This window comes from Leisingera sp. ABM4_101 (genome assembly GCF_056158725.1).
The window spans coordinates 830,962-855,705 of the sequence record NZ_JBSWTV010000002.1 but is presented as its reverse complement, the minus strand read 5'-3'; the positions used below and the strand labels follow the sequence as shown (position 1 = coordinate 855,705).

The 24,744-nt window shown below is 61.2% G+C and carries 21 protein-coding genes and 1 pseudogene; 11 read left to right on the top strand and 11 right to left on the bottom strand.

Annotation, left to right across the window (positions count from 1 at the left end; genetic code table 11):
• Positions 1–19: 19 nt before the first annotated feature.
• On the top strand, positions 20–367 hold the full coding sequence (locus tag ACXAEK_RS05160; RefSeq protein ID WP_475045196.1) for a hypothetical protein: 348 nt from the start codon (positions 20–22) through the stop codon (positions 365–367).
• A gap of 9 nt (positions 368–376) precedes the next feature.
• On the opposite strand, the gene ACXAEK_RS05155 is transcribed toward ACXAEK_RS05160, so the two are convergent.
• From ACXAEK_RS05155 to ACXAEK_RS05145, 3 genes are all read right to left on the bottom strand, one after another.
• Positions 377–1,393 carry a transporter substrate-binding domain-containing protein gene (locus tag ACXAEK_RS05155; protein ID WP_475045194.1) on the bottom strand — a complete coding sequence of 339 codons (1,017 nt, stop codon included), beginning with the start codon at positions 1,391–1,393 and terminating at the stop codon, positions 377–379.
• Positions 1,394–1,539: 146 nt separating this feature from the next.
• Positions 1,540–2,613, bottom strand: a complete 1,074-nt coding sequence (locus ACXAEK_RS05150; RefSeq protein ID WP_475040251.1) for a Hint domain-containing protein — start codon at positions 2,611–2,613, stop codon at positions 1,540–1,542.
• A gap of 4 nt (positions 2,614–2,617) precedes the next feature.
• Entirely contained in the window at positions 2,618–4,189 is a 1,572-nt protein-coding gene (locus ACXAEK_RS05145) for a Hint domain-containing protein (protein WP_475040250.1), read from the bottom strand.
• Between the two features lie 330 nt (positions 4,190–4,519).
• Here ACXAEK_RS05145 and dapE point away from each other — a divergent pair, with 330 nt between their 5' ends.
• The 3 genes from dapE to rnr are packed head-to-tail and all read left to right on the top strand — an operon-like array spanning position 4,520 to position 8,575.
• Positions 4,520–5,671: a succinyl-diaminopimelate desuccinylase gene (dapE, locus tag ACXAEK_RS05140; protein WP_475040249.1), complete on the top strand. Its 1,152-nt coding sequence runs from the start codon at positions 4,520–4,522 to the stop codon at positions 5,669–5,671.
• 6 nt (positions 5,672–5,677) lie between these two features.
• Positions 5,678–6,250 carry a TIGR04282 family arsenosugar biosynthesis glycosyltransferase gene (locus ACXAEK_RS05135; protein WP_475040248.1) on the top strand — a complete coding sequence of 191 codons (573 nt, stop codon included), beginning with the start codon at positions 5,678–5,680 and terminating at the stop codon, positions 6,248–6,250.
• Positions 6,251–6,301: 51 nt separating this feature from the next.
• Positions 6,302–8,575, top strand: coding sequence for a ribonuclease R (gene rnr / locus ACXAEK_RS05130; RefSeq protein ID WP_475040247.1), 2,274 nt, complete (start codon positions 6,302–6,304; stop codon positions 8,573–8,575).
• Positions 8,576–8,606: 31 nt separating this feature from the next.
• Here rnr and ACXAEK_RS05125 read toward each other — a convergent pair whose 3' ends face one another.
• Positions 8,607–9,029: a DUF1801 domain-containing protein gene (locus ACXAEK_RS05125; RefSeq protein ID WP_475040246.1), complete on the bottom strand. Its 423-nt coding sequence runs from the start codon at positions 9,027–9,029 to the stop codon at positions 8,607–8,609.
• 82 nt (positions 9,030–9,111) lie between these two features.
• Here ACXAEK_RS05125 and ACXAEK_RS05120 point away from each other — a divergent pair, with 82 nt between their 5' ends.
• Together ACXAEK_RS05120 and ACXAEK_RS05115 are read left to right on the top strand one after the other, a co-directional pair.
• Positions 9,112–9,876: a helix-turn-helix transcriptional regulator gene (locus ACXAEK_RS05120; RefSeq protein ID WP_475040245.1), complete on the top strand. Its 765-nt coding sequence runs from the start codon at positions 9,112–9,114 to the stop codon at positions 9,874–9,876.
• 11 nt (positions 9,877–9,887) lie between these two features.
• Positions 9,888–11,216 (top strand): lytic murein transglycosylase, encoded by a 1,329-nt coding sequence (locus ACXAEK_RS05115; protein WP_475040244.1) that lies wholly within the window; start codon positions 9,888–9,890, stop codon positions 11,214–11,216.
• Positions 11,217–11,341: 125 nt separating this feature from the next.
• Here ACXAEK_RS05115 and ACXAEK_RS05110 read toward each other — a convergent pair.
• The 6 genes and pseudogenes from ACXAEK_RS05110 to ACXAEK_RS05085 form a co-directional block, all read right to left on the bottom strand.
• Positions 11,342–12,187: pseudogene (locus ACXAEK_RS05110) on the bottom strand (ABC transporter permease); the annotation flags it as partial.
• A 14-nt stretch (positions 12,188–12,201) separates the two neighbouring features.
• Entirely contained in the window at positions 12,202–13,473 is a 1,272-nt protein-coding gene (locus ACXAEK_RS05105; protein WP_475040243.1) for an ABC transporter permease, read from the bottom strand.
• Between the two features lie 90 nt (positions 13,474–13,563).
• The gene (locus ACXAEK_RS05100) at positions 13,564–14,664 is read right to left on the bottom strand and encodes an extracellular solute-binding protein (RefSeq protein ID WP_475040242.1); all 1,101 of its coding nucleotides are present in this window, start codon (positions 14,662–14,664) and stop codon (positions 13,564–13,566) included.
• Between the two features lie 76 nt (positions 14,665–14,740).
• Positions 14,741–15,841, bottom strand: a complete 1,101-nt coding sequence (locus ACXAEK_RS05095; protein WP_475040241.1) for an ABC transporter ATP-binding protein — start codon at positions 15,839–15,841, stop codon at positions 14,741–14,743.
• A 370-nt stretch (positions 15,842–16,211) separates the two neighbouring features.
• On the bottom strand, positions 16,212–17,606 hold the full coding sequence (locus tag ACXAEK_RS05090; RefSeq protein ID WP_475040240.1) for an aspartate aminotransferase family protein: 1,395 nt from the start codon (positions 17,604–17,606) through the stop codon (positions 16,212–16,214).
• Positions 17,607–17,672: 66 nt separating this feature from the next.
• Positions 17,673–18,359, bottom strand: coding sequence for a GntR family transcriptional regulator (locus ACXAEK_RS05085; RefSeq protein ID WP_475040239.1), 687 nt, complete (start codon positions 18,357–18,359; stop codon positions 17,673–17,675).
• A gap of 142 nt (positions 18,360–18,501) precedes the next feature.
• Between ACXAEK_RS05085 and ACXAEK_RS05080 the strand changes: the two genes are divergently transcribed.
• From ACXAEK_RS05080 to ACXAEK_RS05060, 5 genes are all read left to right on the top strand, one after another.
• Entirely contained in the window at positions 18,502–19,590 is a 1,089-nt protein-coding gene (locus tag ACXAEK_RS05080) for a polyamine ABC transporter substrate-binding protein (protein ID WP_475040238.1), read from the top strand.
• A 117-nt stretch (positions 19,591–19,707) separates the two neighbouring features.
• A complete protein-coding gene (locus ACXAEK_RS05075) occupies positions 19,708–20,835 on the top strand; it encodes an ABC transporter ATP-binding protein (protein WP_475040237.1) in 1,128 nt (375 codons plus the stop codon).
• Positions 20,835–21,716, top strand: coding sequence for an ABC transporter permease subunit (locus ACXAEK_RS05070; RefSeq protein ID WP_475040236.1), 882 nt, complete (start codon positions 20,835–20,837; stop codon positions 21,714–21,716). Before ACXAEK_RS05075 ends, ACXAEK_RS05070 begins: the two co-directional genes overlap by 1 nt.
• Complete coding sequence (locus ACXAEK_RS05065) at positions 21,713–22,528, top strand: ABC transporter permease (RefSeq protein WP_475040235.1); 816 nt, start codon at positions 21,713–21,715, stop codon at positions 22,526–22,528. The genes ACXAEK_RS05070 and ACXAEK_RS05065 overlap by 4 nt, the downstream gene beginning before the upstream one ends.
• The gene (locus ACXAEK_RS05060; RefSeq protein WP_475040234.1) at positions 22,528–23,847 is read left to right on the top strand and encodes an NAD(P)/FAD-dependent oxidoreductase; all 1,320 of its coding nucleotides are present in this window, start codon (positions 22,528–22,530) and stop codon (positions 23,845–23,847) included. Before ACXAEK_RS05065 ends, ACXAEK_RS05060 begins: the two co-directional genes overlap by 1 nt.
• Here the strand turns inward: ACXAEK_RS05060 and ACXAEK_RS05055 are convergent.
• On the bottom strand, positions 23,820–24,692 hold the full coding sequence (locus ACXAEK_RS05055) for a phosphotransferase (protein ID WP_475040233.1): 873 nt from the start codon (positions 24,690–24,692) through the stop codon (positions 23,820–23,822). The genes ACXAEK_RS05060 and ACXAEK_RS05055 overlap by 28 nt on opposite strands.
• Positions 24,693–24,744: the final 52 nt, after the last annotated feature.

The following is a 24,744-nucleotide window of genomic DNA, read 5'->3' as shown; positions in this document are numbered from 1 at the left end:
CCGGCGCTATGGCGGCGGCATGGAAAAGAAGAAACCCTCCCGCCAGCAAGTCTATACCCTGCTTGTCCAGATCGGACGCAAGGACGGGGACGGGCTGCCCGACGGCGCCACCGGTGCTGCGCTGATGATCTATGCCTCCGGCGTGGACGAAGCCGAAGCCGTGCGCGAAACCGTGGCGATCCTCAAGCAGGCCGATACCGCGCCGCTGGATGTGACCGGTTACGGCACCCTCGAAGAGCGCGAGGCGGAGGGCCATGAGATCGGCGATGACGAACGCGCGCTGATGCAGCGGGCGCTGGACGAAAACGCCGTTATCGTTGCCCAGATGACCCCGTTCTTCGACGGCGAAGAACCGGTTTTCCACTAGCCGCAGAAATCAGTTCTGGCTGCCGAACCATTTGCGGTAGAGGCCGTCATAGCTGCCGTCCTCCTGCATGGCCAGGAGCGCCTGATTGACGTCCTCCACCAGCGGGGACCCGGCCGGGAACACCAAGCCGTAGTTTTCGCGCAGGAAGGGCTGGCCGATGGTGTGGCCAAACTGATGGCCGCCCTGCTGCACGTAGTAGTTCAGCACCGGTGCGTCGAAAACCACCGCCGTCACCTCGCCGCGTTCAAACCCCGCAAGCATGCCATCCAGACCGCCATAGGCAGAATAGTCAATCTCGCGCCGGTCCAGGAACCCTGCGGCGGTGGAGCGGCCGATTGTGCCCACGGACTTGCCGTAAAGGTCATTGACCGAGTTCACCGAGCCGCTGATCGCCTCAACCGTCATCACCGCGGTGATCTTGGCGACAAAGACCGAGACGATGAACAGCGACGACACTACCAGCACGACACCGAACATGCGGCCGACCGGTGTGCGCGGCACCCGTTCCTCGAAGCCGCCGTTGACCACCAGGTTCAGCGCCCACCAGAAGGAAGGGAACCAGGCCTCGTTCAGGGGGCGGTCGAAATAGGGCTGGGCGCGGCGCTCGAATACCCACATCAGCATACCGCCGCCAAACAGCAGCAGGAAAGCGATGCCGATGGCCGCCGCCAGATCCCACGACAGCAGCGCATGAAGCAGCGACGGCTGGCGTACCTCATCCGCCTGAACCATGATCTGCAGCCCGCTTTCGAAGATCGGATGGCTGAAATCCATCACCACTTCGCGCGCCGCCGTAATCGAAATATTGGCCGCAGCCATGTCCGCCTCACCGCTGCGCACCCCATCCAGCATTGCGGCAAAACTATCCACGCGGTTGACCTGGTACTGCCAGCCCAGCCGCTCTGCCAGGAGGGCCAGCAGTTCTAGCGAAAACCCTGTATCCTGCCCGTCTTCCACCATCGAGAACGGCGGGCGGGTGACGGTGTTGACCGTCAGAATCTGCGCAGAGAGCAATTGGCCCCACATCAGGAAAAGGGCGGCAGCAATCAGGCGGAGGTACAGCACGGAAACGCTCAAATGGGTCTCGGGAAGGGTTTCAATGTCCTTAGGCTGTTCACCATTTTCACGCAAGCGCCTTGGTCCCGGCTGCCGGAAATGAAACGCAGACTGTGTCAGGCCGTCCGCCGTTCCGCCAGAACTGCAGCATCAAAGGCTCTCAGCACAGGAAATTTGGGCTGGCGGTGTTCCGGCAGATTGGCCGCACCCATGGGTGCCAGCAGGCTGGCTGCCAGCCGTTCGGGATCACGGCGCAGGCGGCCCAGGAACAGGCTTTCTGTCATGGCTCCGGCTGCCAGAATCGGCTCGTGGTCCGGCAGAACCGCTTGCCGGTAGGTGCGCAGCCGCCCGCAGGCCTCTTCCTTGACCGCGGTGCCTGTACCTACCAGGTTTCCGGCTGGCACCAGAACCGAAGGCTGGCCGAACAGGTATTCCACCTCCGAACCGGAAAGCACCAGCCGCTGGAAGGGGGCCACCAGAATATCCTGCAGCAGGCCGAAATAGGGCGCCCTGAGCCGAACCGGCGCAAAGGAGCCAAGGCTTGGAACCTGGCGCTCCGCCATGTGCAGAACCGGCACTGCGTCCCCTCCGCTGGAGAGGACCAGATCGCCGCGTTGGAGACTGCCAAGCGGCTGATAGCCACCCGGTGTGGCAATTGGGGTGCAGGGAAGAAGCGCGGGAGCCGGCCCGGCGGGTTCTAAGGAGCTGGACAGCGCCATGAACTCCACCGACGGCGCCGCATAGCTCAGCGGTCCGGTTAGTGCCAGCAGGTCCCGCAGCCGCCAGGGTTTCGGATTGCGCAGTGCAGCGAGCTGCATATGGCCGCCGTCCGGCCGCTCCAATGTCAGACGCCCTTTCCGTGCCGGGGCATCCCACGCATAGGCAAGCCGCAACTTGCCCGTGCGGCCCAGGCTCGTCGGGTTGAGCGCCTGATGCAATACAGAGCCGCCCTGCTCCAAAACAAAGCTCAATCCCCCGCCAGGCACAGCCTGCAACGCCAGCCGAAGCGGCCACAGACCGTCCTGAGAGTACAACAGCAGCGGTTCCGGACGGGATATTTCCGGCAGATGAAACTCCAGCATCAAGGTACCGCGCACCAGCAGACAGTCTCCGTCTGCTATCCCGTCTCCGGCAAGCACCCGGGTGTCATTCCAGCTGTGCTTGCTGCTGGAGACGGCAAACCAGGGCATGAAGTCAGGCCGCCTGGGTCGCGGCCAGCAACCGGCCTTCATAAGCTTTGAGAGCGGGGCGGGCGGCCGCACTATAGCCTGCGCCGGTCTCGGGATCGAGTTCAGGGAACAGGGTGCAGATCTCCTCCGCCACGGGCCGTTCAAACAGGGTGAGGATCTGCGGGCCGGGCAGAAAGCTTTCGGTTGCCAGCCCTTCGGAATAAATCACCTGGTGGCGATCGAACATCAGATGCACATAGGTCACTTCGCCGCCCGGGCAGCGGGACACGCTGCGGCCGTTGACCAGATCCTTGGCTGCCACCAGCACCTCTTCCTCGCCAAAGAACAGCTCGGCATGGGCACCGCGCACCAGCACCCGGTGCTGCGGCGAAACCAGAAGCTCGCCATGATCGCCAAAGGCGCCCGCGGCAATGCGGACCGGAGCAAAATCTCCTTCAGCCGCAACCGACCGCCCGCCGCTCCAGCAAAGCGGCTGGGCGCCATCGTCGCGGGTTTCCACCAGATCGCCCGGCATCAGCTGCTCGACCGGAACCTCGCCATAGGGCGTGCGGATCCTTGTGCCGGCCACAAAACAAGGAATGGAGCTGGCGTTAACAAAACCAACATCGGAGTTGGCGCCATTGGTCACCTCGTAGGTGAAGTTGAAATCCTCGACATCGCCATCACCGACCAGGGTCAGGGTGCCGTCAGCGTTCAGCTGCACCTCCTGGCCGGTGTTCAGCGTCACCACGGACCCGGCCGTCACCACGGTGCCATTAATATGGGTGATGGTCAGGCTGCCGCCCGCGTTATTCACATCATTGGCCAGCACGTCGATGGTCTTGCTGCTGTCCGGCGCCACAAAGACATTGTCTGTCATTGCCACCAGATCGGTCTGAACAGAGTCGGCAGCAATCAGCAGGTTACTGTCGTAGCGGCTGTCGCTCACATCCGCGATACCAATGCGGATATCGTTCACCTCGCCCGGGTTGACGTTCATCGTCAGGGTCATGGTGATGGTGAACCCGTCCATCTCGGTGTTGAAATCATCACCCGCGTTGTCGACGTAGAGGTTCTCGTTAATCGAAGAACTGATGTTGCTGGGGTTGGCCTGGCCGTTGCCAACCTCCAGAAGCACCTGCTCGCCGTTGACCCAGACCGCCACCACGTCCTGGTAGACCGAGTTCTGGAATTCCGGAAACTCCTCGGAGGAGAAGACGAATTGCATCGTCATCACATCCGAATCGGGGATGAAGCTCACATCCAGATAGGAGGCATCATAGGTGCTGGCGCCCGCCGCGGCGTTGAAATCCGCATTGTTGCTTTCGCCCGGCGTATTGGTCGAGGTCTGGGTGGAGCGGTTGGGATCGCCGTTGGAGCGGGTGAAATGGCTGGCGCGCCCGGTGGACAGGATCACGCCGCTGTCGCTGGGGGTGACGCCGGGTGCCAGCGCATCGCCGCCTGAATAAATCGCCGACGACTGGCTCCAGCCCGAGTAGGAAGCAGCGGTAACGGTGGCCCCGTCGCCGAAAATGGTCTGCGCCATCTGCACCGCAGAGGCGTTTGTCTGATAATTAAGCTCGGCGCCTGTTGCCATGATTTGCCCACCCCTTGCCTGTCAGAGGCCGGACAAACGAGACGCGCAGGCTTGGTGCCTGCTGCTGGATCACAGAGGGGCAGCGGCGTTGCGCTGCCTGGTTCCGGGTGGCCTTTTGCGGCCTGTTATGCTCGTTTGGATGCCCTGCCTCGGGTCATTTATTAACGATGTCTTAACACGCTCTGTGCCTGCGAGTCAGCCACACCCGGTTTCCGCTGCGAAACCGCTGCTTTTACGCCACATTTGCGGCGCCTGCCTGCCGCAGCGTTGAATTGCGCCCTGGCCCAAACCGCGTTAGCCATGGCGGACCGGAATTTCAGGAGCCTATCCATGCCGCAGACCGATCCCGCCCGCCTGACTGCAGACCTGATCCGCTGCCCCTCGGTGACGCCTGAAGAAGGCGGCGCGCTGGTGCTGCTGGAAAAATTCTTGAGCGAAGCCGGTTTTGAATGCGCCCGCACTGACCGCGGCGAGGTCTCCAACTTGTTCGCCCGCTGGGGCGCCAAGGGCCACGCCAAAACATTTGGCTTCAACGGCCATACCGACGTGGTGCCGCTGGGGGATGCGGCTGCCTGGACCATGCCGCCCTTTGGTGCTGAGGAGAAGGACGGTTTCATGTACGGGCGCGGTGCCACCGACATGAAATCGGGGGTGGCTGCGTTCGCCGCCGCCGCTGTGGACTTCGTCAAGGCCACGCCCCCGGACGGCGCCATCATTCTCACCATCACCGGCGACGAGGAAGGCCCTGCGGTGGACGGCACCACCGCATTGCTGGACTACATGGACCGGGAAGGCGAGCAGATGTCGGTCTGCCTGGTGGGCGAGCCCACCTGCCCCAACGAGATGGGCGAGATGATCAAGATCGGCCGCCGCGGCTCAATGACTGCCTGGTTCACGGTGACCGGTGTGCAGGGGCACTCCGCCTATCCGCACCGTGCCAACAACCCGCTGAACGCCATGGCGCGGCTGATGGACCGGCTGGCCACTCGTGAGCTGGACCAAGGGACCGAGCATTTCGATGCTTCAACCCTGGCCGTCGTCACCATCGACACCGGCAATACCGCCACCAACGTGATCCCGGCGCAGGCGACATCCACCGTCAACATCCGCTTCAACGACGCCCATACAGGTGCCGGCCTGACCGGTTGGCTGCAGGGCGAAGCGGACAAGGTGGCAGCGGAATTCGGCCTTGAAATCGGGATGAAGGTGAAAATCTCTGGCGAAAGCTTTATCACCCCGCCCGGCGCGCTGTCGGATCTGATTTCAAAGGCGGTCGAAGCCGAAACCGGCCGCAAGCCGGAACTGTCCACCACAGGCGGCACCTCGGATGCGCGGTTCGTCAAAAACCACTGCCCGGTGGTGGAATTCGGTCTTGTCGGCAAAACCATGCATCAGGTGGACGAGCGGGTCGAGGTCGCGCAGATCCATCAGCTGAAGGCTATCTACACCCGCATTTTGCAGGACTATTTCGCCGATGCGTGATTTCACGTGAAACGTACCCTGATCATCATGGTCAAAGAGCCGCGCCCCGGCCGGGTCAAAACCCGTCTGGGCCGGGACATCGGCGTAATCCCGGCGACCTGGTGGTTCCGTCATCAGTCCGCCCGGATGATCCGGTCCCTGCGGGATCCGCGCTGGCAAATTGTGCTGGCGGTGGCACCGGACCGGGCTGCCGCTTCAAAGGTCTGGCCCGCTGATTTACTCCGCCTGCCGCAAGGCGGCGGTGATTTGGGAGAACGGATGAAGCGGATGCTGCGGGCCGCTCCTGGGCCTGCCTGCCTGATCGGCGCCGACATCCCCGGCATTACCCGGGCCCATATCGCCCGCGCGTTTGCAGCTCTTGGCCACCGTGATGCAGTTTTCGGCCCGGCAGCAGATGGCGGCTATTGGCTGGTGGGGGCCAAACACCCCGCCCGCCTGCCCTGCAACATGTTTGAAAATGTCCGCTGGTCCAGCGAACATGCGCTGGCCGATACGCTGAACACCCTGCCCGGCTGGCGCATTGCGCTCACCGATACCCTGCGGGATGTCGACACCGCCGCAGATCTGCCGCAGCACTGACCCCGCTCTTTTCACCATGACGCCGCCCCCGCGCCATGCTACGCGGGAAGTATGAGCCGCATTCCCTCCAAGGCCGAAATCCTCGACTGGATTTCCGCCAACCCGACCCACACCTCCAAGCGCGACATTGCCAAGGCTTTTGGCATCAAGGGCGCCGACCGCATCGACCTCAAGCGCATCCTGAAGGAGCTGGAGGCCGAAGGGCATTTGCAGAAGCGCAAGAAAACCTACCGTGACCCGGACCAACTGCCGCCGGTGACGGTCCTGCAGGTGAAGGCACCCAACGAGGACGGTGATCTGTACGGGCGTCCCCTGGAATGGCATGGCGAGGGTGTGGAGCCGATTATCCTGATCCTGACCAAACCTTCGGACCCGGCACTGGGAGAGGGCGACAAGATCCTGGTGAAGCTGCAGATGGTTCCGGATCAGGACCACAATTACGAGGCCCGCCTGATCCGCCGGATCGGAACCAACCCAAAGCGGGTCCTGGGTATCTTCCGCAAAGGGTCAGAGGGCGGGCGGATCGTACCGATCGACAAGGCCGCGTCGAATGAGTGGATGGTGGCGCCAGACGCGGTCAATGGCGCCCGCGACGGCGAACTGGTCGAGGCTGAACAGGCCGGTCCCAAGGGCCGCATGGGCCTGCCGCGCGCACGCATCGCGGAGCGGCTGGGCGACCCGACGGCGCCCAAGGCGGTGTCGCTGATTGCCATTCACCAGCATGGCATTCCCGACCATTTCCCCGATCCGGTGATGGCTGAGGCCGATGCCGCCAAGCCGGTGGGCCTGAAGGGCCGCGAGGATCTGCGGGAACTGCCGCTGGTCACTATCGATCCGGCGGATGCGCGCGATCATGACGACGCGTGTTATGCCCACGCCGACGACGACCCGAAGAACCCGGGCGGTCATGTGGTATGGGTGGCAATTGCCGACGTCGCCGCCTATGTGCGCCCTGGTTCGGCACTGGACCGGGAGGCGCGTAAGCGCGGCAACTCAAGCTATTTCCCCGACCGGGTGGTGCCGATGCTGCCGGACCGGCTGTCAGGCGACCTGTGCTCCTTGCACGAAGGCGTGCCGCGGGCCTGTGTCGCGGTGCGGATGCAGGTGGATGCCGAGGGCAATAAGATTGCCCACAAATTCGTGCGCGGGCTGATGCAGTCTGTGGCCTCGCTCAATTACGCCGAGGTGCAGGAGGCGCAGGACGGCAATGCGAACGACAAGACCGCGCCGCTGCTGGATGATGTCATCAAGCCGTTGTTTGCTGCATATGAGGCTCTGACAAAGGCAAGAGCTGCGCGCGAGCCCCTGGATTTGGACCTGCCGGAACGCAAGATCGTGCTGGATGAGGATGGCAACGTGACCTCTGTTGCCTTCCGTGACCGGCTGGACGCGCACAAGCTGATCGAGGAGTTCATGATCCTCGCCAATGTGGCCGCAGCTGAAACGCTGATCAAGAAACGCTCTCCGCTGTTGTTCCGGGTGCATGAGGAACCGGCGCAGGAGAAGCTGGAAAGCTTGCGCGAGACCGCACAGGCTGCGGGCCTCAGCCTGGCCAAGGGGCAGGTGCTGCAGACCCGGCATCTGAATGCGCTGCTGAACCAGGCTGCGGGCACGGATGATGCAGAGCTGATCAACATCTCCACCCTGCGCTCAATGCAGCAGGCCTACTACAATCCGGAGAACTTCGGGCATTTCGGCCTGGCGCTTCGGAATTATGCGCATTTCACCTCACCGATCCGCCGCTATGCCGACCTGATCGTGCACCGCTCGCTGATCTCCTCGCACGGCTGGGGGGATGACGGGCTGGATGAGACTCAGATCGAGCGGCTGGAAGACACTGCCACCCATATCTCCGACACCGAGCGGCGCTCGATGATTGCGGAGCGCGACACCACGGACCGCTATCTGGCCTCCTACCTCAGCGAGCGGGTGGGCAATGAATTCGAAGGCAGGATCAGCGGCATCGCCCGCTTTGGCGCCTTTGTAAAGCTGGACGAAACGGGCGCCGACGGGCTGGTGCCGGTGCGCTCCATCGGGCGGGAGTTCTTCCATTTTGACGCCCAGTCGGGGACGCTGACCGGGGCGGATACCGGACTGACCCTCGCCATCGGCCAGCGGGTGACAGTGCGGCTGACCCAGGCGGCACCTGTCACCGGCGGGCTGGAGCTGGAGCTGCTGGCGCTGGAAGAGGTTCCGATGCCCGCTGGCGGAAGCTCCCGGGGCCGTCGCAGCCCGGCAGGCAGGACCGTAAAACGCAAGGCTGCAAAGTCCAAGCACAAGGCAGCAAAGGTAAAGCGTAAAGTAGAACGCAAACGGCGGAAATGAGCGGCGCCCCATGGGGCAGGCCACGAATTTGTCAGGTTAGAACCTGCAAAGGGGGGCGCTTGCGATATGTCAGCGCCCTGTTGATCAGCCAGCCATGGCGGAGCGGCTCAACTTCCTTGGGGTGATCGAACAGAACAGCCCGGGTTCCATCAAACCGGTCCCAGGCTGGGAACGCTGCTGAGAACTCCGGGATCAGGCGGCTTTGGCAATGCACGTAAAGCGCGAAGCGAGCCTTCTTTGCCAACCCAAGGCGGATGGTGGATCCCATCTTTGTTTCTGCCGTGACATAAGACGGCTGACCCCATCGCAGCACTTCCTCAACCCGTCCGGGCAACGGGTTCTGCGCGGCTGTGTCAAAGATGAGCTGGCGCAGTACCAGCAAACCTTCGCGCGCCAGAGCGTCGTGAACGTCGAACGCAGCCTTGATCTGTTCACTGGAAAAGGGAGGGTGCATGCGGGGTCCTGACCTTGGGTTTGTCAGCAGGTTAACGCATACTGATGACAGAAAACGTCACCATGAGGCGCAATACTGCAGTATGACCAGAACCCATCGCCTGTTCCAGCTGATGCAAGCACTGCGCCTGGGGCCCGGCCCCCATACTGCGGCACGGCTGGGCGGGGAATTGGGGGTATCAGCCCGCAGCATCCACCGCGACATTGCCACCCTGCGGGAGATGGGCGCCGTGATAGATGGCGAGGCCGGCTATGGGTTCACCCTGATCGAGGACAATGCACTGCCGCCTATGGGCTTTCGCGACACCGAGCTGGAAGCCCTGGTGCTGGGGCTGCGTGAGGTGGAGCAAATCGGCGATCCCGAACTGGCGGACGCCGCTTCTGAAGCGCTGCGCAAATTGCAAGCCCGGCTGCCCCCGCGCCAGGCACATCGTCTGCGCCATGCCGTGCTTGCGCCATACCGTTTTGCAAAACCTGTTCCTCCGGCCATTTCGGCGCAGCAGCTTCGGCAAGCCGCCTGGGACGAAGTCGAAGTACGGTTCGGCTATACCGATGGTCAAGGGGCGGTCACAGAAAGGCAGGTTAAACCGCTGAGCGTTGTCTATTTCGACCGCTCCACTGTGCTGATAGCGTGGTGCTGCCTGCGGGAAGCGGTGCGGGTGTTCCGGCTGGACAGGATGCGGAATCTGCATGTAACAGGCCAAAGCTTCCGCCCGCACCGGGTGCCCATGTTGCGGGCGGCTCTGGAGCATCTGCGCGCAGAAAGGCAAGCGGAGGACCGCGCGCCCGGAGACTGTGCCCTTTACCGGGGCCAGGCTGCGGATAGACTAAGCGGGAGCAGTGAATAACGAGGTGTATCATGCGCAGATGGGTTGCGGCGTCTTTGCTGGCAGGAGCGGCCATGGCGGCGGAGGCTGCCCCCGACAGTTCGTTGAGGCCTGCGCAGCGGCCTGGGCTGCCAGAGCAAGAAACAAAAAGGCTCCCCTATGAACTGGCAGCAGCAACAGCCCTTAGACCCGCGGCAAGACCGGCAGCAATTCAGAGCGAACACATGCAGCCGGCCGCAGCGGAACTGAACTTCCAAGGCTGGATTGCCAGCTTCAAGACACGTGCTTTGGCACAGGGCATCAGCGCAGCCGTTTTGGACAGTGCCTTTACTGGTGTGAATTATGACCCTGAGGTCATCCGCCGGGACCGCAACCAGTCTGAGTTCACCAAGACTATTTGGGAGTACCTGGACAGCGCAGCCTCCAGCCTGCGGGTCAAGAACGGCAAAGCGGCGATGCGCAGTCAGCAGGCACGCCTGGCCAGGATTGAGGCTGAATTCGGTGTCGAGAAAGAGATCGTTGTCGCAATCTGGGGCCTGGAAAGCAGCTTCGGCGCATTTCGGGGCAAGATGGATGTGATCCGCTCCTTGGCAACGCTGGCCTTTGACGGACGGCGCGGCGCGTTCTTTGAGGCGCAGCTGGTTGCCGCATTGAAGATCCTGCAGGCAGGTGATGTTGCCGCACGCAATATGACGGGCAGCTGGGCCGGCGCTATGGGGCATACCCAGTTCATTCCGACCTCCTATCTGGATTACGCAGTGGATTTCACCGGCGACGGGAAGCGCGACATCTGGTCCGACAACCCGGCGGATGCGCTGGCCTCGACCGCGGCGTATCTGAAGCAGTTCGGCTGGGTGAAGGGCCAGCCCTGGGGCGTAGAGGTGACCCTGCCCGAGGGATTCGACTATACCCTGGCGGACCGTGACATCGAAAGGCGGCCCTCGGAATGGGCGGCACTTGGCATCAAGGGGCTGGACGGGCGTGCAGTCGGCGATCATGGGAAGGCGTCGATCCTGCTTCCCGCAGGCAGTGAGGGCGCGGCTTTTATGATCTTTGGCAACTTCGCGGTGCTGGAGCGGTACAACACCGCCGATGCTTATGTGATTGGGGTTGGGCATCTGGCGGACCGGATTAGTGGCGGTTCGGAAATCAAAGCGGCATGGCCGCGAGGCGACCGGGCGCTGACCCTGGCTGAGCGGGAGGAGTTGCAGGAGCGGCTGACCCGGGCCGGCTTTGACACCGAAGGGATTGACGGCAAGATCGGGCCAAAGACCATTGGAGCGGTGCGCGCCTACCAAGTGGTGAACGGGCTGACGCCGGATGGCTATGCCTCGCCGCGGCTGCTGGAAGGGCTGAGATAGGCGGGAGGGGGCCCGCCCCCCCTTGGCCTGCCGGCCAATTCATCCCCGGGATATTTTTGGCCAGATGAACAAAGGAAAGGCCCCGCAGTGCGGGGCCTTTGGTGTTTCAAGGTATGGCAAGACGATCAGCTCGGCGACATGCCGCGCAGGCGCTCGGAGCGGCGGCGCAGCATTTCCACCGTGGCCAGCAGCATGATGGAGATCGCCACCAGGATCGTCGCAACCGCCAGGATGGTGGGCGAGATCTGCTCGCGCAGGCCGGTGAACATCTGCCACGGCAGCGTCCGCTGGCCGGCTGAGCCGACAAACAGCACCACCACAACCTCGTCGAAGGAGGTGATGAAGGCAAACAGGCCGCCGGAGATCACGCCCGGCATGATCAGCGGCATCTGGATCCGGAAGAAGGTTGTCACCGGATCGGCGCCCATATTGGCCGCGGCGCGGGTCAGCGAGCGGTCGAAACCGACCAGCGTTGCTGTCACCGTGATGATCACAAAGGGAATGCCCAGTGCGGCATGGGCCAGCACCACGCCCATGTATGTCCCCTGCAGGCCGATGCGGCTGTAGAAGAAATACATTCCGGCCGCGGAGATGATCAGCGGCACGATCATCGGCGAGATCAGGATCGCCATGATCGCCCGGCGGAACGGCACATGCGGCTGGCTGAGGCCGATGGCGGCCAGGGTGCCGAAGGTGACCGAGACGATGGTGGCCATCGGCGCGATCTTCAGCGAGTTCCACATTGAGGTCTGCCAGGAATCATCGCCGAAGAAGTTCCGGTAATGCTTGAACGAGAAGCCCTCGGGATCCAGCCGCAGCATCTCCGGCGTGAAGGTGAAGAAGTCCTGCGCATTAAAGCTGAGTGGAATGATCACCACGATCGGTGCGATCAGGAAGAAGAAGATCAACCCGCAGATCACCCGGAAGGAGTAGTACCAGGCCCGCTGGCCGGTGGTTGCATAAGGAGGAAGTGCGCTCATGTCCGTTACCCCAGCTTCACGTTGTCGATGCCGACGATCTTGTCATAGACCCAGTAGAGCAGCAGGACGACCGCCAGCAGGATTGCACCCAGTGCCGCGCCCAGGCCCCAGTTGCCCGAGGTCGAGATGTGGTAGGCAATCAGATTGGAGATGAAAGTGCCCTTGGTACCGCCGACCAGCGCCGGGGTGATATAGTAGCCCACCGCCAGGATGAAGACCAGAATCGAACCCGCGCCGATGCCCGGCACCGATTGCGGGAAATAGACCCGCCAGAAGGCTGTCCAGTTGGTGGCGCCCAGCGACTTGGCGGCGCGCAGGTAGGACGGGTTGATGGTCTGCATCACCGAATACATCGGCAGGATCATGAAGGGCAGCAGGATGTGGGTCATCGCAATGATGGTGCCCAGCTCATTGTTGATCAGAACCAGCCGGTTGGCATCATCCACCAGCCCGACCCAAACCAGCGTGTCATTGATTACCCCCTGCTGCTGCAGCAGGATCTTCCAGGCTGACGTACGCACCAGCAACGAGGTCCAAAACGGCAGCAATACCAGGATCAGCAACAGATTTGCCTTGCTTGCAGGCAGGTTGGCCAGCAACCAGGCCACCGGGTAGCCCAAAAGGATACAGCTGAAAGTGATGATCAGCGACATCCGCATGGTGCGGATCAGCAGCGTGTTGTAGATCCGTTCGTTTTCCGGGCGGACTTCGGCGCCGTCCGCACCCAGTTTCATGTCCACCGCGTTGAGGAAATAGCCTGTGGTGCGGATGCCGGAATAAGTCTTGATGGTTTTCCAAAGCTCAACATCCGCCCAGCCGTCGTTCAGCTCGATCAGCTTGTCGCGGTAAGGGCCGTCGTTTTCGACATCCCATTTCCTGACCTTGCGGCCGGACTTGCGGAACACCGAAGCGATACCGGGATTTTCATAGTTCAGACGTTTGGCCACCTTGGTATGGGTCTTGGCATTGGCGGCGTCCTTCAGGTCCGCTGCCAGAGCGGCAAAGGCCGCTTCATCGGGCAGCTGGTTCGACCCGGGATCCCAGTCTTCAAGCGCCGCAACCGTGCGCGGCAGCACGTCCTGGACGATGCGGTTGTCCACCGACCGGTACAGCATGTCGGCAACCGGCAGGATGAAGGTCAGCAGGATGAACAGCAACAGCGGTGCAATCAGCAGCAGCGCCCTCAGCTTCTGCATCCGCAGCGCCCGCGCCAGGCTGCGCTTGAGCGGCGTGCCGTCCGCTGCCAGCATCGGGCCGGATTGGCTAATATCAGTCATGGGATTCCCCGTCGGGTCTTTTATTTTGTGGGGCGGGGGCCTGCGGCTTGGCGGCCCCCGCCGGGCCTTTCGCGTTACGGAAAGGTCAGATTACTTGGCCAGCCACGCCTGGAACTTGGCGTCCAGATCATCGCGGTTGTCTGCCCACCATTCGTAGTCATAGACGTGGACGTTGGCGGCGTTGGCCGGGTCGGTCGGCATGTGCGGTGCCATGTCGATGCCCAGTTCGGCGTGCTTGCCGACCAGCGGCGCCGAGGAGGCACGGGCCGGGCCATAGGAGATATAAGCAGCCTGGTCAGCCAGACGCTGGGTGTCGGTCGCGAACTTCAGGAAGTCCAGCACGCGCGCCTTGCGGTCTGCAGGCAGGCCTGCCGGGATCACCCAGCCGTCCAGATCGAAGGACTGCATGTCCCAGAGCATGCCGATCGGCTGGTTCTGTTCAGCAATCGCCGAGAACAGGCGGCCGTTGAAGGTCGAGCCCATCACAACTTCGCCGTCCGCCAGCAACTGCGGAGTTTCCGCGCCGGCGGTCCACCAGACCACATCGTCCTTAATGGTGTCGAGCTTGGCCAGGGCGCGCGCAACACCTTCGTCGGTGCCCAGGACGTCGTAAAGCTCATCCTTGGCCACGCCGTCGCAGTAGAGCGCCCATTCCATGTTGTCGATCGGACGGCGCTGCAGCGAACGCTTGCCCGGGTATTTCTCGGTGTCGAAGATCGCGCAGACCGAGTCCGGCTGGTCGATCAGATCGGTGCGGTAGCCGAAGGTGGTCGAGTAAACGATCTGCGGCACAAAGCAGTCGCTGACGATCAGGTCGCCGAAATCTTCGCTAGCGGAGGTGCCGTCAGGCGCTGCGGCCAGCACTTCGTCATGGTCCAGCTCTTCCGCCAGGCCTTCGTCGCACAGGCGCATGGAGTCGGAAGCCACGGCATCAACCAGGTCCCAAGTCACATTGCCGGCTTCGTTCATGGCGCGGATCTTGGCCACGGCTTCGGCCGAGCTTTCGTCCCAGATGACTTTGACGCCGGGGTTGGCGGCCAGATAGGGCTCAACATAGGCCTTGTGCTGGCTGGCCTGATACGCACCGCCCCAGGATACCAGGGTCAGCTCATTGGCCATTTCCTCGGCAAAAGCCGACGGGGCGCAAAGGGCGGTGGTCACCGCCAGTGCAGACAGTTTGCTGAGTTTCATAAAGAGTCTCTCCTTGTTGAATTCACAAAAGTGAGGCCCCCGGTCGTTCTTCTGCCGGGGGTTCGTCGCGCGGGGATCAAGCGTCCAGCGCGCGGCAGTCTTCCGGCAGCCAGCCGATTTCGATCTGCTGACCGGGCTGAAGACGGACCTGGTCCGGGGCGTTCCGGGTCTTGATGATGAATTCATCGTTTCCGGCCACCCGCAGACGAGTGCGGAAGATGTCACCCATATAGATGAACTCCAGCACTTCCGCCTTGAGCGTGTGGACACCTTCCTGCAGGCGTTCCTTATTATATTCCACCCGTTCTGGGCGGATTGACACACGGGTGCGCTCGCCAGGGCGGGAAACGTTGACCGGCTTGCAGTCGATCAGCTCACCATCGTCCAACTGCACCAGGGCGACGCCGTTGTTAATTTCCTTAACGGTGCCTTCCAGCGTGTTGTTTTCGCCGATGAACTGGGCAACGAAGCTGTTTTCCGGGCTTTCGTAGAGCTGATCCGGCGGCGCAATCTGCTGGATGCGGCCGTCGTCGAACACGGCAACACGGTCCGACATGGTCAGCGCTTCGGTCTGATCGTGGGTCACATAGACCACGGTAATGCCCAAACGGTGCGCCAGGTGGGTGATCTCGAACTGCATCTTTTCGCGCAGCTGCTTGTCAAGCGCGCCCAGCGGCTCGTCCATCAGAACCAGTTCCGGTTCGAACACCAGCGCCCGGGCCAGCGCGATCCGCTGCTGCTGACCACCCGAGAGCTGCGACGGACGGCGGCCGCCGAAGGCGCCCATTTCCACCATGTCCAGCGCCCGCTTCACCTTCTCCTCGCGCTCGGATTTGCCCATCTTGCGCACTTCCAGCGGGAAGGAGAGGTTTTCCGCAATCGTCATATGCGGAAACAGCGCGTAGTTCTGGAACACCATGCCGATGCCGCGCTTGTGCGGCGGGATGTTGTTGATGGACGTGCCGTCCAAGCGGATATCGCCGTGTGTCGCGGTCTCAAAACCTGCCAGCATCATCAGGCAGGTTGTTTTGCCCGAACCGGACGGGCCTAGCATTGTCAGAAATTCACCTTTGGGCATGGTGAGGTTGAGGTCTTTGACAACGAGATTTTCGCCATCATAGCTCTTTTGGACGCGTTCGAATTCAACGAACGCATCAACGTTTGACGCATCAGCCAAAGCAGGCTCCCCGTAGTTTTGTCTATTCGGCAGATTTGCTCTGCACTTTTTCGAAGTTAATCACACCAACGCTACCAAGCGCTAGAGAGGAAAAAAATATTCTTTCCGTGGAGAATTTACGAAATTCATACTCCCGCCCTCTCCCCAAGCTGAAAAGAATATCCTTAACGAACACTAGTCCTGATTCTGCGTGGTATACCAGACTTTTTGCGACGCACCCCGGACGTTTTGCGCCGCCACCTGTGCTGACCCGGTACAAAAACGACTCTTTCCGGACCCGGACCGAAGAAAATGGCCCGGCAGACTCTCCGCCGGGCCGAGTTGAGTCGGCAGGGATTAGCCCCGCATCCAGCGGCGCCGGAGAGAAACCTCAGGCGCTGTGCAGCAGGTCCTGCGCTTTCAGCTCAGCGTAGCATTCATCCAGCGACTTGGTTGCGCGCTCGATCAGCACGTCGATCTGCTCCGGCGTGATCACCAGCGGCGGCGAGATGATCATCCGGTCGCCCACATGGCGCATCACCAGGTTGTTGGCAAAGCAGCGCTCGCGGCAGATGTAGCCAACGGTGCCTGCGTCCGAGGCAAATGCGGCGCGGGCCGCCTTGTCCGGGGTTAGAGCGATGGAGCCCATCATGCCCGCAATCTTGGCCTCCCCCACCAGCGGGTGGTCGGTCAGCGCCTCCCATTTCTCTTTCAGATACGGCGCTGCCACGTCACGCACATGGCCCAGGATGTTCTCCTCTTCCATGATGCGCAGGTTCTCCAGTGCCACGGCAGCTGCCACCGGGTGGCCGGAATAGGTGTAGCCGTGGTTAAATTCGTCGCTTGCGATCACCGAAGCAATCTCGTCGCTGACGATGGAACCGCCGATCGGCGCGTAGCCAGAGCTGAGACCCTTGGCGATGGTCATGATGTCAGGGCGGATGTTCAGGGTTTCGCTGCCGAACCAGTTGCCGGTGCGCCCGAAGCCGCAAATAACTTCGTCGGCGATCAGCAGGATTTCGTATTTGTCGCAGATGCGCTGGATTTCCGGCCAGTAGCTGTCCGGTGGCACAATCACACCGCCTGCGCCCTGTACCGGCTCGGCGATGAAGGCAGCAACACGGTCTTCGCCCAGTTCCAGGATCGCCTCTTCCAGTTCGCGGGCGCGCTGCAGACCGAATTCCTCTGCCGGCATGTCGCCGCCCTCAGCCCACCAGTTGGGCTGGTTGATGTGATGAATATCCGGGATCGGCATGCCGCCCTGGGCATGCATGCCGCTCATGCCGCCCAAGCTGCCGCTGCCGACGGAGGAGCCGTGATAAGCATTCTTACGGCTGATGATGACGGATTTCGACGGCTTGCCCTTCAGCGCCCAGTAATGGCGCACCATGCGGATGTTGGTGTCGTTTGCCTCAGAGCCGGAGCCGGCAAAGAACACATTGTTCAGGTCACCCGGTGCCAGCTCCGCAATCTTGGCAGCCAGCGCGATGGCCGGCACGTGGGTGGTCTGGAAGAAGGTGTTGTAGTAGGGCAGCTCGCGCATCTGGCGGGCGGCAACCTCAGCCAGTTCATCCCGGCCATAGCCGATGTTGACACACCACAGGCCCGCCATCGCATCCAGGATCTGGTGCCCCTTGCTGTCGGTCAGATGCACGCCGTCCGCGCGGGTAATGATGCGCGCGCCCTTCTGCGACAACTCGCCGTTGGCAGTGAAGGGGTGCATATGGTGGGCGGCGTCCAGCGCCTGCAGCTCGGCTGTCGGCATGTGGTTGGTGATAACGGTCATGGGACTCGCTCCTGAGAATGACTGATTGGCATCAGAATATGATCAAATTTCCAGGAGTCAATCGAATCAGTTAGCGCCTTTCAGCCCCTCAACCACATGCTCCATGCCCTGACAGACGTCCCGTTCCATCGCCAAAGCAGCCATTTCCGGGTCATGCCGACGCAGCGCATCCAAGATGTCCTTGTGGCGGTCCGGGAAGCTTTGGGTTCCTAGCCGCCCGCTGACCACCCGCAGCGAGGGACCGAAACGCAGCCACAGGCGGTCGGCAATGTCGCTGAGAATAGGCGCGTTTGCGTATGAATAGAGCGCCGTGTGAAAGCTATAGTTTTGCACCAGGTATCCCGCCACATCACCAGTGGCAATCGCCTTATCCAACGCATTATCTATGCGCACAAGCTCTTCGATGTCCGCTGCGCCAATATGCGGCGTCGCGCGGCGTGCAAGCTCACACTCAATTGTTTTTCTTGCAAAAATCAATTCCTCCAAGTCCTGCGGCCCCAACAGGGGCACAGACACGCGGCGGTTGCCCTGAAACATCAGCGCCCCGTCCGAGATCAGCCGCCGGATCGCCTCGCGCACCGGCGTCATGCCGGCCTCCAGGGTCTCAACCAGGCCCTGGATTGTCACCGCCTGGCCAGGCACCAGTTCGCCAAAAAGAATCTGCGCCCTGAGCTTTTGATAAACGATCTCATGCGCGGGCAGTTTGGCCGGGTTTTCCTGCGCCGGAGCGGCGGGCGAAGTGGTCTCTGACACCTGGGGATTTCCTCCTCGATTTCGGCCAGCTTGCACCATCCTGAGCCAAGTGAAAACATAAAGAGTATTGCCGAATGCGACAAAACTTGATCAAATCCAGTCACAGCCGGACCCGGAAGCCGGCACGCACAGGGAGAATTTCATGACACTTAAAACGATGACCATGACCGCCGTCGTTGCTCTTGGCACGGCTGCCGCCGCCGCGGCGGAAGAGGTTCGCGTCTACAATTGGTCGGACTATATCGACGAAGGCCTGCTGGAAAAGTTTGAAAAGGAAACTGGCATCGACCTGATCTATGATGTCTTTGACAGCAACGAGGTTCTGGAAACCAAGATGCTGGCCGGCGGCTCGGGCTATGACGTGGTGGTTCCGACAGGCTCCTTCATGGCGCGCCAGATCCAGGCCGGCGCGTTCCAGAAACTGGACCCGTCAAAGCTGTCAAACGCCGGTAACATGTGGGATGCAATCAAGGAACGCACTGCGCTGTATGATCCCGGCAATGAATATTCCATCAACTACATGTGGGGCACCACTGGCATCGGTGTGAATGTTGCCAAGGTGAAGGAAGCCCTGGGCGAGGATGCTCCGGTCAACTCGCTGGAGCTGGTCTTTAACCCGGCCAACATGGAAAAACTGGTCGGCTGCGGTGTTCACTTCCTGGACGCCCCGGATGAAATGATCCCGGCGGCGCTGAAGTACATTGGCGAAGACCCCAACAGCATGGACGCGGATGTAGTCGCCAAGGCGGAGCCGGTGCTGATGGCCGTGCGCCCCTACATCACCAAATTCCACAGTTCTGAGTACATCAACGCGCTGGCCAATGGCGACATCTGCGTGGCATTCGGCTGGTCCGGAGACATTCTGCAGGCACGCGACCGCGCAGCCGAAGCAGGCAATGGTGTCGAAATAGAATACAACGCACCCAAGGAAGGCGCGCTGATGTGGTTCGACCAGATGACCATTCCGGTCGATGCTCCAAATCCGGAAGGCGCCCACAAGTTCCTGAACTTCATCATGGATGCGCAGAACATGGCGGCGGCATCCAACTACGTCTACTACGCAAATGGCAACAAAGCGTCCCAGGAATTTCTCGAAGAAGATGTGATCGGTGATCCTGCGATCTATCCGAACGAGGAAACCGTCCAGAACCTGTACATCAAGGAAGGCTACCCGCCGAAGGTTCAGCGCAAGGCCACCCGTATGTGGACTAAGGTCAAATCCGGCACTTGAGCTGCCGCATGCTGACCCGCGAGGCGTTTCACACGCCTCGCAACTCCTGACGCGCTTGGTCTCTCCTCGCGCGGCTGAACGATACATCCGCGCGACAACTCGCAGAAGAGGCCCGGCTTGACTGCTTCCGTATTTGAACCCTGGAATGATCTCGAGGCTAAGCCCTTGATCCACTTCCAGAACGTCACCAAACGATATGGCGAGTTCACCGCCATCGACAATCTGACCATCGACATCTACGAGCGGGAGTTCTACGCGCTGCTGGGCCCGTCAGGCTGCGGCAAGACCACGCTGATGCGGATGCTGGCCGGGTTTGAAACCCCGACCGAGGGCAATATTTTCCTGGCCGGGCAGGATATTGCCCCGGTGCCGCCGAACAAGCGCGCGGTGAACATGATGTTCCAGTCCTACGCGCTGTTCCCGCATCTGTCGATTTGGGAGAACATCGCCTTTGGCCTAAAGCGCGAAGGCATGCCCAAACATGATATCAATGACCGGGTCGAGGAAATGCTGCGGCTGACCCGGCTGGAGAAATTCGCCCGCCGCAAACCGCATCAGATTTCAGGCGGTCAGCGGCAACGGGTGGCGCTGGCGCGGTCGCTGGCCAAGGCGCCGAAGCTGCTGCTCCTGGACGAACCGCTAGGCGCTCTCGACAAGAAGCTACGCCAGGATACCCAGTTTGAGCTGATGGACATCCAGGAGAAGACCGGCACCACGTTTGTGATTGTGACCCACGACCAGGAAGAGGCGATGACCGTGGCCTCCCGCGTGGCGGTGATGGATCACGGCAAGATCATCCAGGTGGCCACGCCGGACCGGATTTACGAGACCCCTAATTCCGTGTATGTGGCTGATTTCATTGGCGACGTGAACCTGATCGAGGGCACCGCCAAACCCAATGGCAGCGACGTTTATGCAATGTCCTGGCACGAGGGTCACGCACCGCTGGCAGTACAGTCGCCCAACGGATTTTCCGACGGGCAAAGATGCCATCTGGCGATCCGGCCCGAAAAGGTCTCAATCAGTGCTGATAAGCCTGAGGCCGCGGACAACGCCGTGCAAGGCCGCATCCTGGATATTGCCTACCTCGGCAATATCTCCACCTACCACGTGGAACTGCCAACCGGCGCAGTGATCAAGGCGCAGACTGCCAACACCCGCCGTATCGCCCGCCGCGCTTTTACCTGGGAAGACACTGTCTGGCTGTCCTGGACCGCCACGGCAGGCGTTCTGCTGGCTGACTGATGCGCCGTTATTTCCTGATCGCCATTCCCTACGCCTGGCTTCTGGCGCTGTTTCTGGTGCCATTTGCCATTGTCCTGAAAATCGCCCTGTCGGACGCGGCCATTGCCCGCCCGCCTTACTTCCCGCAATTCGACTGGGCAGAAGGCATCGCGGCCTTCCTGGCCGAGCTGGATTTCGAGAACTTCGTCTGGCTGACCGAGGATGACCTCTACTGGAAGGCCTACCTCAGTTCGCTGAAGATCGCGGTCATCTCGACATTCTTCACCCTGCTGGCCGGCTATCCGATTGCCTATGGCATGGCCCGCGCCCCGGAAGAATGGCGACCGACGCTAATGATGCTGGTGATCCTGCCGTTCTGGACCTCTTTCCTGATCCGCGTCTATGCGTGGATGGGGATCCTGTCGAACGAGGGCTTCCTCAACCAGTTCCTGCTGTGGACCGGGGTAATTTCGGAACCGCTGACGATTCTCAACACCAATTCCGCGGTCTATATCGGTATCGTATATACCTATCTGCCGTTCATGATCCTGCCGGTTTACTCGGCACTGGAACGGCTGGATGGATCGCTGATCGAAGCCGCCGAGGACCTGGGCTGTTCGCGCCTGTCGGCCTTCTGGCTGGTAACGGTTCCGCTGTCGAAAAATGGCATCATTGCCGGCAGCTTCCTGGTCTTCATCCCTGTTTTGGGTGAGTTTGTGATCCCTTCGCTCTTGGGCGGCTCAGACACGCTGATGATCGGCAAGGTGCTGTGGGAAGAATTCTTCTCCAACCGCGACTGGCCGGTGGCATCTGCGGTAGCGGTGGTCTTGCTGCTGCTGCTTGTCGTCCCGATTGTGCTGTTCCAGCGCAACCAGCAGAAACAGCAGGAGGCAGAGAAATGAACCGTATGAGCTGGTTTAACGCCGTATCGCTGACCCTCGGCTTTGCCTTCCTCTACATCCCGATGGTCATTCTCATCATCTTCAGCTTCAACGAAAGCAAGCTGGTGACCGTATGGGCCGGGTTCTCAACCAAATGGTATGGGGAGCTGCTGCAGAACGAGGCTTTCCTGAATGCCGCCTGGGTGACCATCAAGGTGGCGGTGTTCTCCTCCTCCCTGGCCACCGTTCTGGGCACCATTGCGGCCTATGTGCTGGTACGCGGCGGGCGGTTCATGGGGCGGACGCTGTTTTCCGGCATGATCTACGCGCCGCTGGTAATGCCCGAAGTGATCACCGGCCTGTCACTGCTCCTGCTGTTCATCGGCATCGGGCTGGACCGCGGTGTGTTCACCATCGTGCTGGCGCATACCACATTCGCGATGTGCTATGTCTCGGTCGTGGTTTCCTCCCGGCTGGTGAGTTTCGACCGCTCGCTGGAGGAAGCCGCGCTGGACCTCGGCTGTTCGCCGTCCGAGGCCTTCCGCCTGGTGACACTGCCGATCATCGCGCCTGCAGTGATCTCCGGCTGGCTGCTGGCCTTTACCCTGTCGCTGGACGACCTGGTGATTGCCTCATTCACCTCCGGCCCTTCGGCCACAACCCTTCCAATCAAGATCTTCTCCGCCGTGCGCCTGGGCGTCAGCCCTGAAATCAACGCGCTGTCGACGATCATGATTTCAATCGTCACTGTCGGTGTCATCACTGCTTCGCTGGTGACCAAACACCAAGTGGCCAAGCAGAAGCGCGAGGAAATGGAAGCGGTGCGCACCTGATGCGCCGGATTTTTTCCAGCTACGCCTATGGTCCTGGCCCGCGCAGCAACTGCTGGTGGGACGAGACCGCCGCTGCGCCGGTCTGGCCGGTTCTCGAGGGAAACGTCACCGCAGATGTTGCAATCGTTGGCGGCGGTTTCACCGGCGTTTCAACGGCTCTTCATCTGGCTGAAAACGGCCTCTCAGTAGCCCTGCTGGAAGCGGAAACTCCCGGCTGGGGTGCCTCCGGACGCAATGGTGGGTTCTGCTGCCTTGGCGGATCGAAACTGTCCAGCAGCACGATGCGCAGTTTTTTCGGCAAGACCCCCGCTGACATCTATGACGCCAGCGAAGTGGCCGCTGTGGAACTTGTAAAGCAACTGCTGGAAACACACGGCATTAGCGCCGACATCCACTCACGCGGGGAAACCCAGCTTGCGCACAATGAGAAAGCCGCGCGCTGTCTGTCAGCCCATGCAGAAGAACTGCGCAAGGCCGGTGAAGAGCCAGAGTTCCTTTCCCGCCAGCAACTGGCGGATCATGGATTGAACGGCAGCTTTTATGCTGCGCTGACAACACCGTTGGGCTTTGCCCTGAACCCGCGTAAGTATCTGTTCGGCCTGGCCGCCGCAGCCAGGAGCGCCGGTGCCCTACTCTACCAAGAGAGCCCGGCGCAGTCCGTTAGCCAGACAAGTGGCGGATATGAAATAGCGACCAATAAAGGTCACCTAAGGGTATCCAAGGTCGTCATCGCCACCAATGGATACTCTTCGGAGGACCTTCCAGAATGGCTGGCCGGACGATACATCCCGACACAATCCACGGTCATGGTCACCCGCCCTCTGGCAGAAGACGAACGGCAAGCCCAAGGCTGGTTTTCACATCAAATGGCCTATGACACCCGCAACTTGCTGCACTACTTCCGCCTGATGCCGGACAACAGATTCCTGTTCGGGATGCGAGGCGGGCTGCTGTCTTCGCCTCGGGCAGAAGCGGGAATCCGGCGCAAACTGAGGCAGGATTTCGAGGCGATGTTTCCGGAATGGCATCAGGTCGAAACCACCCATTGCTGGTCCGGCATGGTTTGCCTTTCACGCAATCTGGTGCCTTTTGTCGGAGCGGTGCCCAATCATCCGGGCATGTATGCCGGCCTCTGCTACCACGGCAATGGTGTCGCCATGGGTACCTATGCCGGGCGCCTGCTTAGTGATCTGGTGCGCGGGGTGCAGCCGGATCTGCCCTATTCGCCGGTTGTACAAAAGATGCCGCGGTTTCCTTTTGGGCGTGCCCGAAGGATTCTGATGCCGCCAGCCTATTCACTCCTGGGCCTGATGGACTGAAGCGCCGTGCGTTCCAGGTCATAAGCCTGCCAGTCCAAATCCCCGCCCTGTTCTGCCCGCCACAGGCAATAGGCAGCCATGCGCCAGTGAAACCACGGCCTGAGAGCCAAGGTCCGGCCGGCAATCCTCCGGTCTGGGTAGGCTGTCAGGAAACCATCCTCTTCTGCACATGACAACGGCGCCCCCCGGTACATTAATTGCATAGCCGGAGACAGGAACAACGCCAGATCTTCAGCCGGGTCACCGATTTGCGGGCATTGCCAATCGATCAGCGTCAAGGTGCCGTCATGGGCCAGCAGATTTCCAGGAACAGGGTCGCCATGAATGAGAACGGTCTGCGGCACGGCAGGAATCCTGCCCAAGGGCCGCAACGCCTTCAGTTCGTTCGGCTGTTTGCATACAGCAAGGATCCCCAGCGTTTGCTGTTCCAAAGCAGCGCTGCCATTTGCCCCGGCCGGCAAGCCTGCTGGCGCAGCCAGATCGTGCAACCGGCCTAAAAGCTGCGCCACATGCCCGGTATCTTCCCGCCAGGGATTGCCGTTCACATGAGCATAGCTCAGCCAATAGTGGCCCTCAAATTTGCCTGTTTGCACAAGAGACGGCACCATCCCGGTTCCCGACAGAGCAGTCAGAACTGCAATCTCGCGCTCCGGATCATTGGCAAAAAGCGGGTTTGCACCATCTTGGGCGTAAAGTTTGACCACCAATCCGCCCGCCCGCCAGACATGATTTGAACGCCCCCCCGCCAAGCGCCGGGGAGCGGGCACATATAAACCCGTTTTGCTTAAATACGCAAAGAAGCGGGCTTCAAACTGTTCAGGCAGTGGCAGCAGGACGGCCTCCAAATCTCATCCGCCCTGCTTCTAGACAAGTTTTTCCTGCCCGCAAACCTCAGGA